Consider the following 17,144-nt stretch of genomic DNA (forward strand, 5'->3'; position numbering starts at 1 on the left):
ACCTTGCTTCATTTGCAGACGTTCGGCGATCTACGGTTGATCGACGCGAATGGCGAACCGGTTCGCTATCCGATCAAGGGCCTGTTGATGATGGCCCATCTCTACGCGGGTGCGAGCCATGAGCTCAGCCGGTATGAATTGGCGCAGTTTCTATGGAGCGATGTCGAAGCCGAACTGGCGCGGCTCAATCTGCGCAAACTGATTTCCCGCATCCGCGAGACGGACGGCGGGCGGGCCGAAATACCCTTCGATTTCACCGCCACCACGGTTCGTCTCAACACGCAGGCGGTTTCCAGCGATCTGGATGTCTTTCGCACCGCCGGTCCGCCGCTGGAGCGGCTGAATGCGATCGCCGAACTGACCCAGCGCGGCTTCATCGGAAATATCAAACCAGCGACAAAGCTAATAGATACCTGGATGAGGGCGCAACGGGACGCTCAGGCGCTGCAACTGCGGCAAGCATTGCTGGATGCGCTGCCTGATGTAGAGAAGTCGGGGGCTGCGCGCATCATTTCGAGCGCCGCTCTGCAGATCCTCGAACGGGATCCGAACGACGAGCAGGTCCGAGCCTTGCTGCAACAGCTATCGGGCGGTTCATCGTTCGGCGAGAGATTGCCAAGCGGCAATGGTCCTGCAAGGGTGGAGGTGAAGCGCGCTGAGACCGGTGGCGCGACCTCTGCCGATATCGAACGCGCATCGCTGCCGCTGATCCTGCCTCGGCTGGTGTTGCTTCCCCCGACTTCGATACACGCAGATGCCGGGCTGGCGCTTGCGAGCGCCCTGATCGAAGACGTCACGATCGAACTCTGCGCGCTTCGAAATATTTCCATCGTTGCACCGCATACGGCCGGACAAATCCGCCGGGATTCCGAGAAGGCGACCGTCGTCGCCCGCCATTCGATCGCCTATCTCCTGGATACGCGGTTCTCCGACGAAGGATTGTTCGCGCAGCTGATTTACTTCCCCACGGACGAGATCATCTGGGCCCATCGCTTTGTGATGACGCCTGATACGCTGCCCCGGCAGAGACGGCTGATCGCGCAGCAGTTGACCTTGTCGGTGGCCCGCGAACTGGCTGAAAAGGAGGAAGAGCGCTTACGCTTCGAAGCCAACCCTGAGGCCTATCACGCTTATCTCGTCGGCTCGAGCCTGATGAGCAAGCTAACATTGCCGCATATCCGCCGGGCACGGAAGGCTTTCAAGCAGTCGCTGTCGCATAAGGCGGATTTCTCTCCATCGTTTACCGGGCTGGCGAGAACCTTCACCAGCGAATGGCTTGTGACGGCGCAGGGGAATAATGAGCTGCTGCATCTGGCAGAGCAGAATGCGCTTCGGGCGATCGAGCGGGATCCGGCATCGGCGGCGGGCCATCGCGAGCTTGGCGTCACCAAACTCTATCTCGGCGATGTCGATGCCAGCGTCGCCGCACTTCATCTGGCGGAGGAGCTCAGCCCGCATTTTGCCGACGTCATCTACAGCCATGCCGACACGCTCGTGCATGCATCCCGTCCGGGCGATGCGCTCGCCAAGATCCAGAGAGCGATTTCGCTCAATCCGATCGCGCCTGATGCCTATCTCTGGTGTGCTGCGGGAGCGAGCTTCTTTCTGGAACAGTACGAGGAGGCCATTGCCTATGTCGAGGCGATGAAAGACAAAGCGCCGGCCCATCGCATCGCTGCGGCCAGTTGCGCAATGATCGGCGATCGAAAACGGGCGCTCTTCCATCGGCAGCGCGCCGAGAGCATCAACCCGGTGTTCGACGTCGAGAAGTGGCTCGCCATCGTTCCCTTCAAGGAGCAATGGCAAAAGGAGCTTTATCGGGAGGGCCTGTTGAGGGCTGGTTTTTAACAATCACTTAGGGGCATTACATGGCAAAGGCAGTCATTATTGGAATACCCGGCGAAGCAGGTCTCTGGCTCGCCGACCTCGATGCGGGCACGGTCAAGCCTCTCAATCCGACGGGGGATTTGGCAACCGCAAACGGCCTGCGCAAAGCCGGCGGTACATTCGTAAAGAACGTCGACCTCGGCGTCGCCGTTTCGTCGGCGCAGGTCGCCCTTTCCGGTCACGTCGACGGCTGAGCCGGCATTCTGACGCACCGGTCGATATATTCCGATAGAAGCATGTCGCCGCGGGAAACTCTTTCCCGCGTCGAACCTCTTTTGGCCAGGTTCGGCATTACCAGGGTCGCGCGACACACCGGGCTGGATGACACCGGAATCCCCGTCTGGTGCGCATACGCCCCGAATTCGCGGTCGATCGTGATTGCCCAGGGAAAGGGCCTGACCGATCTCGACGCCAAAGTATCCACCGTCATGGAAGCGCTCGAGCGGGCGGTTGCGGGCGAACCCTCCGTCGATCTCGTCCGCGGCACTGCTTCCCGTCTGCAGGCGATGGGGCACAAGGCCGAAACGCTGAACTGCCTGACCGCTCTTCATAAATCCGATCTCGGATCGGACGAGGAGACTGAATGGGTTGCCGGCGTTAATATCCTCACCGGCGATGAGGTTTATATCCCTTTTGAAGCGGTGGTGCTCGACCGGACACGCGACGCGCGATACTGGATGTCTTCGGACGGTCTGGCATCGGGAAACAATATCGAGGAGGCGATCCTTCACGGCGTCCTGGAGCGCATCGAGCGTGATGCCCATGTGCTGTGGCAGGTGAGCGGGGAAGCGGATCGTTATGCCGGCTGCGTCGATCCCCGCGGCTTTGAGGATTGCGCCCTAGACGAGCTGATCGACAAGATCGAAGCATCGGGATTGGCACTGAGGCTCTTCGATATCACCAGCGATATCGGCATCCCCTGTTTCACCGCCATGCTGGGCCCGCGGGATATTGGCGGCGGCAGGGACATTCGCCTCGTCGAGGTGACCGGCGGCGCCGGCGCGCATCCGTCCCCCGTGCGCGCGGCCATTCGGGCGGTGACGGAGGCCGTGCAATCCCGGCTGACCTATATCAGCGGAGCCAGGGACGATATTACCCCTGCAACTTTCTCAAGATCGTTGCCGCCGCTGATGCGGCGGGCCTTCGATGCTGTTGCCGCACCGCCTGTTGCCGCCATTGGTAGCGGTGGGGAGGCCGGATCTCGGCAATGGGATCTGGCGCAGCTGCTGCAGCACGTGCTCGATGCGCTGCGACAGAGGCAGATCGCTTCGGTGATTGCCGTGCGCCTCAGCGATGAGGCGCTTCCCTTCAGTGTCGTCAAGGTTGTCATCCCCGAACTCGAAAGTCCGGAGGGCGCGCGCGCCCGGCGGTTTGGAACGCGGGCGCTTGCCAGGGCGATAGGCTTTTGAAGATCATTTTCGCAGGCCCCAGTCTTCCCGATGCGACGTCGCTGGCCGGCGAGGGGATCCGCGTCATGCCGCCTGCCACGCAAGGCGATGTCCTGGCTCAGGTGGAGCAGGGCGCCAATGTCATCGGCCTGATCGACGGCGGCTTCGAATATGCCGCGCCGGTCTGGCACAAGGAAATTCTCCATGCTCTTTCGCTGGGCGTCGCGGTTCTCGGGGCGGCAAGCATGGGCGCGTTGCGGGCTGCCGAATGCCATTCGTTCGGCATGGTCGGGATCGGTCGCATTTTCGACGATTATCGCAGTGGCCGGTTGGTTGACGATGCCGCCGTCGCACTTACGCACGCGCCAAGCGCGCTTGGCAGCAAGCCGCTGACGGTGCCCCTCGTCAATGTCAGCGCAACGCTCGATGCGATGGAGGATGGCGGACTGCTGGCAAGCGGGTTGCGCCGGGAGCTCGACGATGCCGCAGGCGCGATCTTTTTCAAGAAACGGACATGGCGGGCGATCGTCGAGCAATGCGCAGGGCTGACCGAACCGGATCGTCCGCGACTGTTGGCGGCCCTTCTGTCGAATGCCGTCGATCAAAAGCGCATCGATGCCTTGGCATTGCTGAAAGCCGTGCAGGAGGCCGGCGACAGTCGTTCGAATGCCGACCTGCCCTGGACACTGCACGAAACCCCGTTCCGGACACGCCCAGCATTGTGAATCGAAGATGACGATGGTCACCGGGGGTTGTGTCACGCTTTTTTCACGGGCTCGATCACGTTTGCGCGCGTATCATGCCTTCAATTCGTTGGAGAAATGGGCATGGGCGTGACATCGGTTGTCAAGATAGACGCAGACCAAGGGGCGGAAGACGGTCTGGAGGAGCTTGTCGCATTGGCGCGAATGATTGCCTATGCGCGACAGGTCGCTCAGGATGTCAAACTGCAATTCGCAACGAATTGCCTCGACCTGGCGCTCGAGGCCGTCAAGCAGGAGGTGGGGGAGGGTTTGACCAGGGAACTGGCTGAATTAAGTTCTCCGGTTCCGCAAGTGAGTGTGAGAAGTCATTAGTACGGCGCGTCCGATCGGACGGGCTGAAGAAACTCCACCGCTTTCAAACCCGCGCATAACCCCGAAAATCGGCTTCGATTTTCGGGGTTATTTTGTGCGCTTGCGCAATCGGGCAACCGTCAATCGAACGGATCCGCTTGTTTCAACCGCCGTGAGGCAACGCGCTGAAGCCGACGCCCGGTACGGGCCCATGCTTCGGCGCTTAATGTCGATTTTAGGTTGGGGAAGGCCGGCTCGTTTCCGGCCGCTGGCGTTTGGTTTAGAAGCTGTTCGATATCCATCTCGCGGATGGCTTCGAAGCGAGGGGTAAGCGCCTTCGCTGACGTTGCCTCCCGGCAGGGAAGCGGCGGCGATTTCGGGTTTCATTTGTGCTCTGGACATCGGCCGCTTGCCGGCCGATCCCTGCTTTCAGTGGGTCAAATTGCGCTTCTGAGCCAGCAGCAAAATGTAATCGTCGGCAATGTCTGCGATGGCCATTGCCACTTCCGCCGGATCGCATCCGTCGACCTTGGTATTTGCAATGAACTGATAGACCGCCTTCTCGATCTGCTTCCGGCAGATCATCACGCGCTCATCGTAACCAAATTCCGGAATCTGCGATGCTATATCACTCATCAGGTCGGCTCCCTCACTACTTACAGTGACCATGACACAAATTATAAGTTGAGCAAGCAAATGCTTTATGAACGGTTAATTCGCTGCCGAGGTGAGACCATTTCGACACAGGTTAAGCATGTCATCGAGGAACCGGCGTATTGAAACAGGGGTTTTCGACTACGCTCGGGCATATCTATTGTTTCGTTTCGGGACACTCGCCAAAGACGGCCGATGCTTCCTACGTCGCGGATTTTGCGTCGGTATTTCAAGCGGCGAGGGCGAGCCCATATGCCGACGTTCGAAATGATAGAGCGAATGTTGCTGGCCGGGTTTGTCGGTTCTCCCCGCGGAAATCTATTAAAAATCTATATTTATCAATATGTTACTTTCTGCTTGGCCGTGTGGCTTTGTATCGGCAAGTTTCCGAGGCGCGGCCATCCCCGAATTTTGGACCATCGGCTGTCGTAACCTCACCAGTAATACCGGCAGGTTGCGGGGGATGTTGAGAATTCGGAGCGGACATCGCTTTCGGCAGATTTTCCGGTTCCAAAGAAAAGCTAAAGCCGACATCGTGAACATTAAATGTACGGAATAGACTGAGATGGTCAATTTACCAAAACAAATCAAATTTTATCAAAAGGTAAAATTATGATTTCAAATAATGGTTGTATTTAAGTATCAATTGCAAAACGATATATATCTTCTATTGCAATAGTCTCAGGATGCATTGTTCTTGATGGGTTTGCGATACTTATAAAGTTCTATCTGGTGATGATATCAGATTGATGAAGACTGTTTCGCCTCCGAAAATATCCTGAGATCGATTGGGGCCTTAGCTAAAATATCGACCAAGGAGAGCCGGCGCTTCGGCATTTGCCGCTGCGGGAGTTTCGCGTCGGGCCGATCTCAATGGGGCAATATCGTCACCCCCCACTCCGATCCACGGGCTTTGATGCAGCGATAACAGTGATCGTATTTGCGGCAACCTGCCATCAGGCAAAGTTGAGGACCCGTCGGGGTGGATGACGGGTCCTCCGGTAGGAATGTTTGCACAGTGCGCTGCTATGATTACAGTTAAATTTGATATTGTCACAGATCATTATTGGGATGATTGTTATTTTTGTAGATTAATTGTCTTTTTCTGGCGGTTATTCTGCTTTGATATCGATTTTTTGGATGTGTAATGACGAGATATTCAGAGGACGGTAGAAGTGTTATTTGTCAAAGCTTTAGACATTTGACAACGCTCGATCCTTTGGCGCGATATGGGCGCAGAGCCAAAGGCGCCAGAGCTAATAGCCGACAGGCTCAGGCGTCCTGCGGCGAGGTCGCCGGCGAGGATTCACCAGACCGGTCGATCTCCGACAAGCGGCTGAGCAATGCCTTGGTTCTAAAGCGCGACCAGCCGCCAACCAGTGGGATAAGCGGGTCTATCTCTTCGAATTTTCCGAAATTCTTTTGCTTTGGTTGCCTGGCCGGCCAGGCTTTGGACAAGACCCTGTGTGCGGCCCTGTTGGCTTTTGACAGAATCAATTTGGCTATGATGCCAGAAGCAAGCAGTGGGCTATGATGATAAATCTGTTTGAGCGAGGCAGCGGCGCTCGGCCAATCTTTCAACGCGGCAAATTTTGAAAATGCATAAAGATGCGCCGATGCGCGGGCGCAGCTGACGACAAAGGCCGGAAGTGTCGGATTTCGGGCAATACACTGTTCGCTCACAGCGAGAAGGGATCGCGCCATGCGCGATCTATCGGCGGACATGGCTTCGGAGTGAACACGATATCCCACCAGCCCCAACGGCACCGTCTCGATCTTGAAATGCTCGGCGGTGCGAAGTTCGAAATCGAAATCCTCGCACCCTCCGATCCCCTGTCTTGCATAACTTGGATCGTAGCCTCCGATCGTGTCGACGACGGCCCGGCGAACCATGAAGCCGCTGCCATTGCCGACGAAGCGGAATACGAGATGACGGCTCAGAATGGAATCCCGGGCGCTCAGCGACGAGCCGGATTTCGTGCAATATCCCTCAGGATCAATGAAGCGGTGCAGAGAATAGACCGCGCCCCAGCTGTCCGGCAGGCGATGGAGCGCCGAAAGCATTCTTTCGATATAGGTCGGATGCCAGATGTCATCGGCATCGAGGAAAGCGATATAGGGGGAGTTCGATGCCTGGATCCCGGTGTTGCGGGCGGCAGCGACGCCGTGGTTTTCCGTCGACAGAATCCGGATCCTTGCATCTCCATCGGCGAAGCGGCGGCAGATGGAAGCGGTGTCATCCGTCGAACCGTCGTCGATGATGACGATCTCCAGCGCCTTGTGGGTCTGGTCGACGACCGACCGCAGCGTCTCGGCAAGGTAGGAGCTGGCGTTATAGGCAGGAACGATCACCGCCACTGGAATGTTGGATGTGGTTGGCATCTCCATCACCGTCACCCGAGCTTGGATGTGAGTGCGGGCGGACGCAGATCGATCCGGTTCTTCATCAGCCTGGCCACAGCCGGCCGATGGCTGACGACGATCAGCGTTCTGCCCGCGTCTTCTTTCATCGCCGAAAATACCCGCATCTCGGTGTCTTCGTCGAGCGCGCTCGTGGCCTCGTCCAAAAGCAGGATCTGGGGCCGGCCGGCGAGCGCGCGCGCCAGGCCGATGCGCTGCCTCTGTCCGCCCGAAAGCCGGATCGCCTCGTCGCCCAGCCATTCGTCGAAGCCATAGGGCAGATCTTCGATGAACTCCGTGGCGCACGCCACATCGGCGGCCCAGCGGATATCCTCCTCCGGGATATCGCGACGAAACCGGATGTTGTCGAGGACTGTACCCTCCATCAGCTCGACGTCCTGGCCGGATACGGAGAGCAGTTGCAGCCAGCTGGAGCGGTCGATGCTTGTCAGATCCCGGCCGTCGACCGTGATCACGCCTTGGGTCGGCCGGTTGAGATCGAGGATCATGTTGAGGATGGTCGTCTTGCCGGAGCCGCTTGGCCCGGTCAGAGCCGTCGTCTCGCCTGCCCTGATCGCAAAGCTCAGATCGTGAACCGCTGGCGCGTTCGAGCGCTCGTAGGCGAAGGACACATTGTGAAAGACGATCGCCTCGGCCAGGCGGGTGACCTTCTCCCCTTGCGCGGTCTGCTTGATGTCATCCTTTTCGGCAAGCAGCGCCAGGACGTTCTGCAGCGACGCTTCCATCTCGTAAAGGCTGAGGATCTGCGAGTCGAATCCCTTGATATGCGGCTGAAGCCGATAAAGCAGGATGGTGGCCGAGAGCGCTGCCTTGAAATCGACCGGCAGGAATTCCGAGGACAGGATGATCGTCAGAATGACCCCGAAGGTCAGGATTTCGCTCAGAAGCGAGGTCGTCGCTCCCATCCAGTCCGACCGGCGCCAGGTCTGGCCGACGTCTCTCGAAAGCGTCTCGAAGAGTTGCTGGTGGCGCTTCTCCAGGCCGAAGCTCTTGACTGCCTTCAATGTCTGCAGGGTTGTCCAGCTCAACTGCGTCAAGGCTTCGACTGCGGCCAGGGCGGAGGTGCCGAGACGGCGGTAGGCGCCGGCGAAGAACCCCAGTACGAAATTATGGATGAAGCCGAAGGCCAGCCCGAGCAAGGCGATCGGCCAAGCCATGACCAGCATGCCGACGCCGAAGATCACGATCGTGCCGAAATTGACCCCCAGTCGGACGAGGCTGGCGTGGGCAGACGACACCGCGTAGGATTCGGTGGCGATGACATTGATCAGGTCGCTGCGCTCATAGTCCTGAAAGCGCTGGAACGGCATGGTCAGGACCTTGGCGTAGAGGCGGTCCCGCATGCTGTCGCTGATCCGATGGTTGACCGCGCTTGCAATGAGCGAATTGGCGCATCCGAGAAGAATCCGGAACAGGATCGAGCTGATGAGGATGCCGATCAGCACAGGCTTGGAAAGACTGAGGTCGATGCCGCCGAAAAACGCCGGAAGCCATGCGACGGCGCTGCCGGCAACCGGGCCTTCCTGCCCGAGAAGAAAGACGAGGCTAACCAGAAAGGTGATCCCGACCATTTCCGAGAAGCCCGTGAGGATGCCCAGGACGATCATCACCGTCATCTTCAGCCGCAACGAGGGAACGAGTTGGCGAAGCTCACGGAACCGGGCCGCGACCACCAGATAGGCGCCTGTCGGTTTAGCGGAAGCTGGTTTTCGAAACCTATTCATGGCCGGCCGTCCGCGAAGAGGTCGGGCTGATCGCCTGCTCGGCAGGCATGGCCGAGAAACGATCGCTGAATGCCGTTCCGATTTGCGGAATCTCCGCGGCGAAGTGCTTCTTTTGCCGGGCTGGCTTTCCGAGAACATGCCTTGCCATCCGCATGCCCTGGCGTTTCGTCTGGCGCCAGCCCTGCTTGATGCCATGAAGGGTCAGCTGCGGGATGTATTTTTTTGCCATCATCGGCGCCAGCTTGCTGAGCTGCGCGTAATCGGCTTGGAAAAACGCCTTGTTGAAATACCAGTGCGCCGTGTGGAATTGGGCTGTCCGGACATCCCGCGCAAGCTGCGGATAACGCGCGATGATCGGGGCCATGACCAGGCTATGGGACTTCAGCATCCGATAGGCGTTGCTGGACATGTTGCCCCTGGTGAAGCGATAGCCTGTGAGGAAATCGGGAACCAGGGCGAAGGGCAGGATCTCGGCGAGCGCCAGATAAAGCTTCAGATCCTCACAGCCTTCGGCGCCATTGTCGCGCAGGCCGGCGTCATAGCCGCCGCAGCGAAGGATCTCCGCCCGCGGCATCAAGGGGGTGCTGCCATTGCCGATGAAGTTTTCCCGCAGCAGCGGCTCGAAGATATTTCCTTGATGCATGACCGGTCGTGAATGGCCGAAGATGATGCCGTTCTCGTCGATCGCCGCATACCAATTGTAGGCGACCCCGTGTCCGCCGGGCAATGTCCTCAGCGCCTGAAGCTGGCGCTCGATCTTCTCAGGGTGCCACACATCATCGGCGTCGACGGGAGCGATATAGGGGCCGCGTGCCTCTCTTATGCCGTGGTTGCGCGCGCGTGCAACCCCGCCATTGTCCTGGCGCAGAACCCGGACACGGCGGTCGCTCAGGCCATAATCGCTCGCAAGTTCGAAGGTCCCATCCCGCGATCCGTCGTCGACCACCAGGATTTCGAGCTTGTCGTAGGACTGGGCAGAGACGCTTCGCAATGTTTCGGCAAGCGTCCTCTCGGCATTGTAAGCCGGTATGACGACGGTGATGAGAGGGGCGGCTGCGCCTGATATTGTCATCCGATAAAGGCTCCCGGCAGGCCAATAAGCTCAGGGAAGGCTTCGAGCGGATGATCGCCGCGCACTTCGAGGCGCGGCAGACCGAAGATATTGTCGGAAAAGCCGGCCTTATCCGGCCGTGTTGTGAAGCCGACCCCGTAGCCGGAAAGCGCCAGAATGCCCGGGACCCTGAAGTCCGTCGCGCCGTAGGGCAGCGCGATGGAGTCCACCGGGGCGCCCAGCCGGTTCCGCAGCACATTGCGCGACAGCATGGCTTCGGCGAGCAGGGCTTCATTGTCCAGCGCAGTGGCCGGTGTGTGGGATGCGAGATGGGAACCGAAGCTGATGCCCTTTTGGTGCAACTCCTGAATCTGCGACCACGACATCAGGGCCGCGGGCTCTCCATAGGCGGAATCCCAGTCCGACCGGCCGCCGACTTTATCGGTCACGACGAACACCTCGGCTCTGAAGCCATTCTCGGCCAGGATCGGGAAGGCGTCCGTCAGGAAATCCAGATAGGCGTCGTCGAAGGTCAGCATGACCGGCCGGCCCTGGATCGGCTTGCCGCTGCGCAAAAGCTCGGCCAGGGTCTGCGCCGTCACGGTGTAATAACCCTGGCGCCGAAGGAACTGCATCTGCTTGCGGAAGATATCAGGCGAGGTGCGGAAGCGCCGGAGTGCGGCGGGGCCATCCCGTGCGATCCGGTGATACATCAGGATGGGAACCGAGGTCGTGACCTCCGTCGTCCATGCCGCTTCGCGGTCGACGCCGTCAGGCCCCCAGATGATGTGTTTTGCCACATCCGCATCCAATGGGGTTCCATGCCCCTCGCTGCGTAGGACAGCCGCGCCAACAGGGCCTTTTCGGAACCTGTGGATGGCATAGAGTTCGGTCTCGATCGTCTCTTCCAGGGCCATCCCGGGTTGCGCGGCCAACACCTGCCGGATCGTCCCGACACCGAAAGGATTGCCCCAGTCGAAACCCGTCCGGTTGGGTTCGTCGCGGCGGATATGCGCATGGGCGGTGATGAGGTAGCCGTTCGGCTTCAGCGCGGCCGCCATCTTCCGGCAGGCAGCCGCGAGCATCTCCTCATCCTTCATGTAATACAGCACTTCGGAGCAGACGATGAGATCCTGTTCGGGCGGAAGATCCTGTCTGACGAAATCGAGAACGCGAAGCTCGATATTGCGATGGTCGCGACACCGCTCCACCGCCCTGTCGATCGCCCGCTGGGAAATATCGGTGGCCGTCAGCCGGCCGACCTTTTGCGCCAGCTTTTCGGTGAAAATCCCCTCGGCGCAGGCCAGCTCCAGCACCTTCTCGATCCCTTCCGGGATCAGGCTCAGCGTCTGCGCATATTTCACCTGCTCGTAGACCGAGACGTAGTTCCACGGATCCGGTCGTTCGAAGATATGCTCCCAGTATTCCTCCTCCGAGTGAACGGCAGGAGCTGCCTTTTCTTCCTCTGGGCGCGGCCCGGAGGGGTTTAGGGGGCGTGGCGCCGGGTCGCGCTGGAGGGTCCGCAGGCTGTCGGAGAGCCGTGCATCATTGTCATCGCTGTCGCTTGGCGCAGAGGCAAGGAGAGCTTTGCGCCCAAGGCCCACCATCAGTCTTTCCAGGCGGCCGCGCCGCCGGCCGTGCCGGATGATGATCCCGCCGAAGGCTCGGTATCCGCGCAGCGCCTCCCTCGTCCAGGAACCGATATAGGCGAGCGTCGGCGGCGTCTGCAGATGCTCGCCTGCCTGCATCTCCTGCATTATCAGCCGGATCTGCGCCCGGATCGAAAGATCGCCCCAGAGCGGCCCGACAAAGGTGCCGACATGCTGTCCGCCCGAGAAAGCGTGCATGACGAGCGTATCGGCCTGCTCGGCCTTGAGGATCCTGGAAAGCGCGCCCAGCTCGACGCTGACGACTTGGACATTGCCGAGCGTGAAAGGTCGCAGGAGATTCGCGGCAGATAGCTGCCAAGCGACGTTCTCCACGATCTTCCGCCCGGTGCCGGGGAAGGAATGCCGCTGGATCAGCTCGATGAGCGAAAGAAAAGTCGGTCGCCATGTGTCGAGTGCATCGATGAGATCGTCGGCCCGATCGGAAAACACTCCCGTCTGCAATCCGTGCATGATCACGTCGACAAGAAAGCCCTCATAGCCCGTGGCATCAGGCATGTCAGGCAGCAGTGCGCCAAGGGCCGCGACATCCAAGGTCGGATCGAGCTTGGCTGCGACGACCCAGGCGAGCATGCGCAGCTGGCTGACGGCGGGCGGGATCCAGCCTGTCTGCGGCCCCTCGGCCGACAAGCCCTGCTGCCTCAGAAGCGCTTGCGCCTTCGTCGTCACGCGAACGGCGTCACGCACCATTTTGACCGGATCGCCGGAGAGCGAGCCGGCCTTCATGCGATAGAAAGCCAGGCACGTATCGACCCGGCGAAATTCTGCGCCTGCAAAGGCCATGCGCAGCCAGAGATCCCAGTCCTCGCCGGTCTGCAGGGTCTCATCCATGCCTCCCAGCTGCTCGAAAAGGCTTTTGGGAAAGACAACCGTATGGATGGCAAGCGCGCAGAAGGAGGAGAACTCGCGCTTGGCGGCGTCTCCCGCCAGGGCGGGGGGCTGCTCCACCCGCAACAGCCTGCCGTCCGGGGCGACCCGGCGGTAGGCGCAATAGGCGATGACAGGCGGGGAGGCATCCTCTGCCACAGGCAGCATGCTTTCGATGAAGGTCGGATCCAGCCAGTCGTCGGCATCCAGCATGCAGAGCAGGGGCGCCGCCGCCAGGTGTGCGGCATGATTTCGCGCCGCGGCCGCACCGGCATTCGGCTGGCGGGCGGGTAGAATGCGGCTGTCTTTTCCGGCGATGGCCTCGAGAACCTCCCAGGTCCGGTCGCTCGAACCGTCATCGACGACGACGGCCTGCCAGTTCGAGCGTGCCTGTTGCTGCAGGCTGGCAAGACATTCGGCAAGCGTATCGTCTGCATTATAGGCAGGAATGAGGAATGAGATCTCAGGTGTCGCAGCACTCACCATGCAGGCATCTTCCATCGTCGCAGAACATAGAAAGCGCCATTCACGCTGCCGAGCATCTCCTGCTTCAGGAAAAAGTTGTTCGATGTCGCGCCTTTGCGAAATCGTTTCCTTAGCCTTCCGGCATAATATTTCGGAAAGGAGATGAGGATGCGCCTGAGATTGCCGTTATGTCCGGTGTTCTGATACTGGACCAGCAGGGCTGCGACATGGCCGCTCATATATTGGTGGATCTGCCTGGCCAGTCCCTTCATGTCCTTGCGGTGAAAGTGCCAGGCCACAGCCGTCGGCTCGTAGCGGCAGACGTGGCCATGGTGGAGCAGCCGGTTCCAGTATTCGGAATCGCCCGAGCAGCCAGCAGCGCCCATGTCGAGACGGACATCGAACAGGCCGATCTCATCGAAGACCTTGCGGCGGAAGGCCTGGCTTGCGCCGGCGCCGATCGTCCAGACCGGAGCGCCGTAACGCGTGTCCCTGGTATAGAAATCCTGATTGAAGTCCTGCCTGAGATAGCCCCGGCCGAAGCTCCAATGCTTTTCGAAGATGAACTGTGCCGGCGTTGCCAGTTCTCCGGGAAGGACCAATCCCGTCACGCAGGCGATCTCAGGCAGATCGAATCCCTTCATCAGGTTCTCCAGCCATCGCTGGTGGAGAACGACGTCGTCGTCGGTAAAGGCGACGAATTCGGTTCTCGCCGCCCGAACCGCCGCATTGCGGGCATAATCCAGCCCGACCCGGTCTTCACGGACATAGGTGGCGCCCGCTTCCTCCACGACGCGGCGCGTCGCATCGCCTGCTGAGGCATTATCCACCACGATGATCTCGACCGGCTGAAGCGACTGTTCGGGGATCGAGGCCAGGCACCGGCGCAGTTCCTCCGGCCGGTCCTTGGTGCAGATCAGAATGCTGACGTCGCGGTTGCGCACAGGGGTATGCGCAACGTGACGCGCATGCTCGAGCGTCTCGCGTCGCACGACACGCTCGGCGAGTGCCGCCGCCGTCTCGGGCCTTTCGATATAGGCTTGTCCGACGGGAAGACCATCCGACAGAAAGACCACGAGCCCATCGGAGACCAAAGGCGAAGCGGCATCGAGGTGAGACGTGGCGAGATCAAGATAGTGGATCGGTACGGGAAAACTTATATCCTTCAGATCGGACGGAATGGGTTCTCGCATCGTCACTCTCTCAATCGCCCCGTGAACATACGCCACATGCAGCCGGGGCGCGAGTCTCGAAAGTCATCATGGTTTATTCTGCCGCGTGCGCCTTCATTTGGCTCCTGAACCAATCGAGCGTCTTCGCCACGCCCTGTTCGTAGGTGATTTTGCACGACCACTCGGGCATGACATAATTCGCGTTGGTCAAGTCCGGCCGTCTGTTCGTGGGGTCCTGCGGCGGTGACGGCTCGAAGACGATCGGCACGCCGCCGACGAGTCTGGAGACATATTGCGCGACCTCGAGAACCGAAATCTCGCGATCGTTGCCGACGTTCAGGGGCCCCTTGTAGTCGGTTTGATTGATCCAGAAATAGCGCGCGAAACCGTCGACAATGTCGTCGACATAACCCCAGCTGCGCGACTGCAGGCCGTCGCCGAACACGGTAATCGGGCGGCCCGAAAGCGCCTGGGTGATGAAGTTGGAGACGGCACGGCCATCGTCGGTGCGTGTCCGCGGACCATAGATATTGAAGGGGCGGACGACTTTGACATCGAGCCCTTGCGTGCGCTGCATCTCGAACAGCAGCGACTCCGTGCACCTTTTGCTCTCGTCATAGGACGAGCGCGGACCGGTGCAGTCGACCTGACCCTTGTAGGATTCCGGCTGCGGCGACACCAGAGGATCGCCATAGACTTCCGAAGACGAGGTGAAACCGAAACGTCCGCCCTTCTTCAGCAAGTCGAGCAACCGGAATGCCCCGAGAAGATTGGCGGAGATCGTCCTCTTCGGCTCCTTCATGTACCACGGCGGCGATGCCGGGGATGCAAGGTGATAGATTTCGTCGAACTTATCCGAGGTCTGCAGCGTCTCGACGTCGGATTTCACGAAGTGGAAACGGGGATCCCGGATGTGCGCGATATTTTCGAAAAGCCCCGTCCAGAGGTTGTCAACAACGACCAACTTCTGAATATCCGTCCTCAGCAAAAGTCGATCACACAAGTGGGATCCGATGAAGCCAGCCCCGCCAGAAATCAATACGCTTTTCATTGCTTCGTGCCTCGTGACTTGAGATTAAGCTGATTGTTTATTAGCATTACCTGTAATGCATGACAATTATTTAGAAGAGTTCTAAGAATTACTCGCCTATTAATGTTAATTGTTAGATGTGCCTACTTTAAAGTGTTTCTGCCGATTCCGCACTCGATCACGAGCCGCCGGGCCGGACTGGATGCTGCCGATGATCGTCGCGCGATCATCACGACCTGCCCGAACTTGACTATCCGTTCCATGAGACGGCCCTACCATTTGCGGTTCGACGAAGGAGTCGGCATGGTATCGACAACCACTCAGACGCGTTCCGGACCCAGAGAGCTGAGGTTGTCTCAACGAAAAGCATGTCTGTCGGTGCAGACACCGCATGCCTGATGTGCGCTATATTTTCGAAAGATCCGCTGCAATGATTGTCAACAACAGCCAGTCTCTGGGTATCATTTTCCAAGTAGAAGTCGTCACATAAATACGATCCGATGAAGTCGAACCCGTTTCTCACGCCATCTCGCTTCGTTACTTGAGGATATAGTATTGTTATTACAGTGATCGAACGTTTTGTATGGGCACGAAGTCCGGGGTGGGTCGGACTTTGGTCTGAATTTTGCGCGTGGAAACGATCGTCATCGTCATTCGACTATCCGACGCGCGTCTTTTTCAGGCGGGGAGATAACGCGCTAAGGCATTGAATCAAGCTCATTGTTTCCGAGAATCGGTTTCGATTTTCGGAAAGCACGTGTGGCGGTGCCCGGCTCTCCGCATAGCCCGAAACGAACTTTCATTCATCGGTGCCGGCGCCGCAAAAGACGCCGCCGACACCGTCTGCTTCGTTTAGACCTCGATAATGTAGACGATCGTCAATGCATTGGGATCGACGATCACGATGCGGCCGTCTGCAAGGATGAAGAAGCGGTAGCCTTCATATTGCGGAACGATCTTCACGATGCGCGTCGGCAACCGCTCGAGCCGGACCTTCTTCGGAATCTTCGTTCCGACGGAGACCGTGAAGTTCACTTCTTTCACCGGCTCGACATGCACCTCTTTCACCGCCGTTCGAATTTCGGTCTGCTGTTCGACCGAGATGTTGACGTTGGTCTTGGTGTTCGGCTGGTTGTTCGTCGTGGTGTTGTTCACGTTGGTTTCGGACGAACTCTTGTTCGTCGTCGCGTTCTGGTCGGCGGGCTGCTTTGACGCATCACCGCTCTTGGTGGCGCTGCCGCTATCCGTGCCTTCCGCCGGCTTGGCATTCTGCATGCTGCTCTTCGAGGTGGCGGTGCCGCTGCCATCCGTGGTGGCGGACTTTCCGGCTGGCTTCTGTTCGGCCGTGGCGCCGCCGCTGGCGTCTTGCGATCCGGATTTGGTTTCGGTCGAAGACTTGCCGGATGCACTTCCGCTCTTCGCGTTATCGTTCGAAGGCTGCTCGGCGTTCTTCTGCATGTCGGAACCCTGGCCGGATTTCTGCTGCGTTGACTGGCCCTTGCCTTGCGGGCAGGCTCCGGAAGCGTCGGGGGTGCAGTCGGTGCCTGTCTTGCCGGCGCCGGATTGCGCACCGGCGTCCATGCCCATCTGAGAACCGGGCTGCGCCTGGCCGCTGCTCTTGGTGTCCTGCTGGGCTGCGGCCGGCAGTGCTGCAAGCGGCGATACGCCAAGCGACAGCGCGGCCAGGATCATGGTGAGATGGTTGCTTTTCATAATCGATCTCCGAAGTTTGAACACGCCATACCGCCCGCATTCCCATGCGT

Annotated in this window: 13 protein-coding genes; 5 read left to right on the top strand and 8 right to left on the bottom strand. The window is 59.3% G+C overall.

The features are described 5' to 3' along the window. Positions 1–3: 3 nt before the first annotated feature. The 5 genes from EEQ99_RS06340 to EEQ99_RS06360 all read left to right on the top strand — a co-directional run bounded on the left by EEQ99_RS06340 (position 4) and on the right by EEQ99_RS06360 (position 4,351). Positions 4–1,848, top strand: a complete 1,845-nt coding sequence (locus tag EEQ99_RS06340) for a hypothetical protein (RefSeq protein WP_063474437.1) — start codon at positions 4–6, stop codon at positions 1,846–1,848. 20 nt (positions 1,849–1,868) lie between these two features. Further along, the gene (locus tag EEQ99_RS06345; protein ID WP_028758129.1) at positions 1,869–2,081 is read left to right on the top strand and encodes a hypothetical protein; all 213 of its coding nucleotides are present in this window, start codon (positions 1,869–1,871) and stop codon (positions 2,079–2,081) included. Positions 2,082–2,123: 42 nt separating this feature from the next. Further along, a complete protein-coding gene (locus tag EEQ99_RS06350; protein WP_127430158.1) occupies positions 2,124–3,296 on the top strand; it encodes a YcaO-like family protein in 1,173 nt (390 codons plus the stop codon). Continuing rightward, the gene (locus EEQ99_RS06355) at positions 3,293–4,000 is read left to right on the top strand and encodes a TfuA-like protein (RefSeq protein ID WP_028758127.1); all 708 of its coding nucleotides are present in this window, start codon (positions 3,293–3,295) and stop codon (positions 3,998–4,000) included. The genes EEQ99_RS06350 and EEQ99_RS06355 overlap by 4 nt, the downstream gene beginning before the upstream one ends. A gap of 102 nt (positions 4,001–4,102) precedes the next feature. Next, the gene (locus EEQ99_RS06360; protein ID WP_028758126.1) at positions 4,103–4,351 is read left to right on the top strand and encodes a hypothetical protein; all 249 of its coding nucleotides are present in this window, start codon (positions 4,103–4,105) and stop codon (positions 4,349–4,351) included. Between the two features lie 408 nt (positions 4,352–4,759). Here the strand turns inward: EEQ99_RS06360 and EEQ99_RS06365 are convergent, their stop codons facing one another. The 8 genes from EEQ99_RS06365 to EEQ99_RS06400 all read right to left on the bottom strand — a co-directional run bounded on the left by EEQ99_RS06365 (position 4,760) and on the right by EEQ99_RS06400 (position 17,094). Beyond that, positions 4,760–4,966, bottom strand: coding sequence for a hypothetical protein (locus EEQ99_RS06365; RefSeq protein ID WP_028758125.1), 207 nt, complete (start codon positions 4,964–4,966; stop codon positions 4,760–4,762). 1,290 nt (positions 4,967–6,256) lie between these two features. Further along, positions 6,257–7,372 carry a glycosyltransferase family 2 protein gene (locus EEQ99_RS06370; RefSeq protein ID WP_210294324.1) on the bottom strand — a complete coding sequence of 372 codons (1,116 nt, stop codon included), beginning with the start codon at positions 7,370–7,372 and terminating at the stop codon, positions 6,257–6,259. 5 nt (positions 7,373–7,377) lie between these two features. Continuing rightward, positions 7,378–9,129: an ABC transporter ATP-binding protein gene (locus EEQ99_RS06375; protein ID WP_028758123.1), complete on the bottom strand. Its 1,752-nt coding sequence runs from the start codon at positions 9,127–9,129 to the stop codon at positions 7,378–7,380. After that, positions 9,122–10,195: a glycosyltransferase family 2 protein gene (locus tag EEQ99_RS06380; protein ID WP_174824446.1), complete on the bottom strand. Its 1,074-nt coding sequence runs from the start codon at positions 10,193–10,195 to the stop codon at positions 9,122–9,124. The genes EEQ99_RS06375 and EEQ99_RS06380 overlap by 8 nt, the downstream gene beginning before the upstream one ends. Positions 10,196–10,197: 2 nt before the next feature. Then, positions 10,198–13,200: a trifunctional glycosyltransferase/class I SAM-dependent methyltransferase/polysaccharide deacetylase gene (locus EEQ99_RS06385; RefSeq protein WP_127430160.1), complete on the bottom strand. Its 3,003-nt coding sequence runs from the start codon at positions 13,198–13,200 to the stop codon at positions 10,198–10,200. Beyond that, complete coding sequence (locus EEQ99_RS06390; RefSeq protein ID WP_127430161.1) at positions 13,194–14,414, bottom strand: glycosyltransferase family 2 protein; 1,221 nt, start codon at positions 14,412–14,414, stop codon at positions 13,194–13,196. Before EEQ99_RS06390 ends, EEQ99_RS06385 begins: the two co-directional genes overlap by 7 nt. Before the next feature lie 31 nt (positions 14,415–14,445). Then, positions 14,446–15,402, bottom strand: coding sequence for an NAD-dependent epimerase/dehydratase family protein (locus tag EEQ99_RS06395; protein WP_063474444.1), 957 nt, complete (start codon positions 15,400–15,402; stop codon positions 14,446–14,448). A gap of 831 nt (positions 15,403–16,233) precedes the next feature. Next, complete coding sequence (locus EEQ99_RS06400; RefSeq protein ID WP_028759114.1) at positions 16,234–17,094, bottom strand: DUF1236 domain-containing protein; 861 nt, start codon at positions 17,092–17,094, stop codon at positions 16,234–16,236. Between the last annotated feature and the right edge of the window lie 50 nt (positions 17,095–17,144).

It is taken from the genome of Rhizobium anhuiense (assembly GCF_003985145.1).
Taxonomy (GTDB): Bacteria; Pseudomonadota; Alphaproteobacteria; order Rhizobiales; family Rhizobiaceae; genus Rhizobium; species Rhizobium anhuiense.

Coding starts and splice junctions, on each gene's coding strand:
- EEQ99_RS06375 (WP_028758123.1), bottom strand. CDS start 9,129: ATGAATAGGTTTCGAAAACCAGCTTCCGCTAAACCGACAGGCGCCTAT.
- EEQ99_RS06350 (WP_127430158.1), top strand. CDS start 2,124: ATGTCGCCGCGGGAAACTCTTTCCCGCGTCGAACCTCTTTTGGCCAGG.
- EEQ99_RS06370 (WP_210294324.1), bottom strand. CDS start 7,372: ATGGAGATGCCAACCACATCCAACATTCCAGTGGCGGTGATCGTTCCT.
- EEQ99_RS06360 (WP_028758126.1), top strand. CDS start 4,103: ATGGGCGTGACATCGGTTGTCAAGATAGACGCAGACCAAGGGGCGGAA.
- EEQ99_RS06365 (WP_028758125.1), bottom strand. CDS start 4,966: ATGAGTGATATAGCATCGCAGATTCCGGAATTTGGTTACGATGAGCGC.
- EEQ99_RS06400 (WP_028759114.1), bottom strand. CDS start 17,094: ATGAAAAGCAACCATCTCACCATGATCCTGGCCGCGCTGTCGCTTGGC.
- EEQ99_RS06395 (WP_063474444.1), bottom strand. CDS start 15,402: ATGAAAAGCGTATTGATTTCTGGCGGGGCTGGCTTCATCGGATCCCAC.
- EEQ99_RS06345 (WP_028758129.1), top strand. CDS start 1,869: ATGGCAAAGGCAGTCATTATTGGAATACCCGGCGAAGCAGGTCTCTGG.
- EEQ99_RS06385 (WP_127430160.1), bottom strand. CDS start 13,200: ATGGTGAGTGCTGCGACACCTGAGATCTCATTCCTCATTCCTGCCTAT.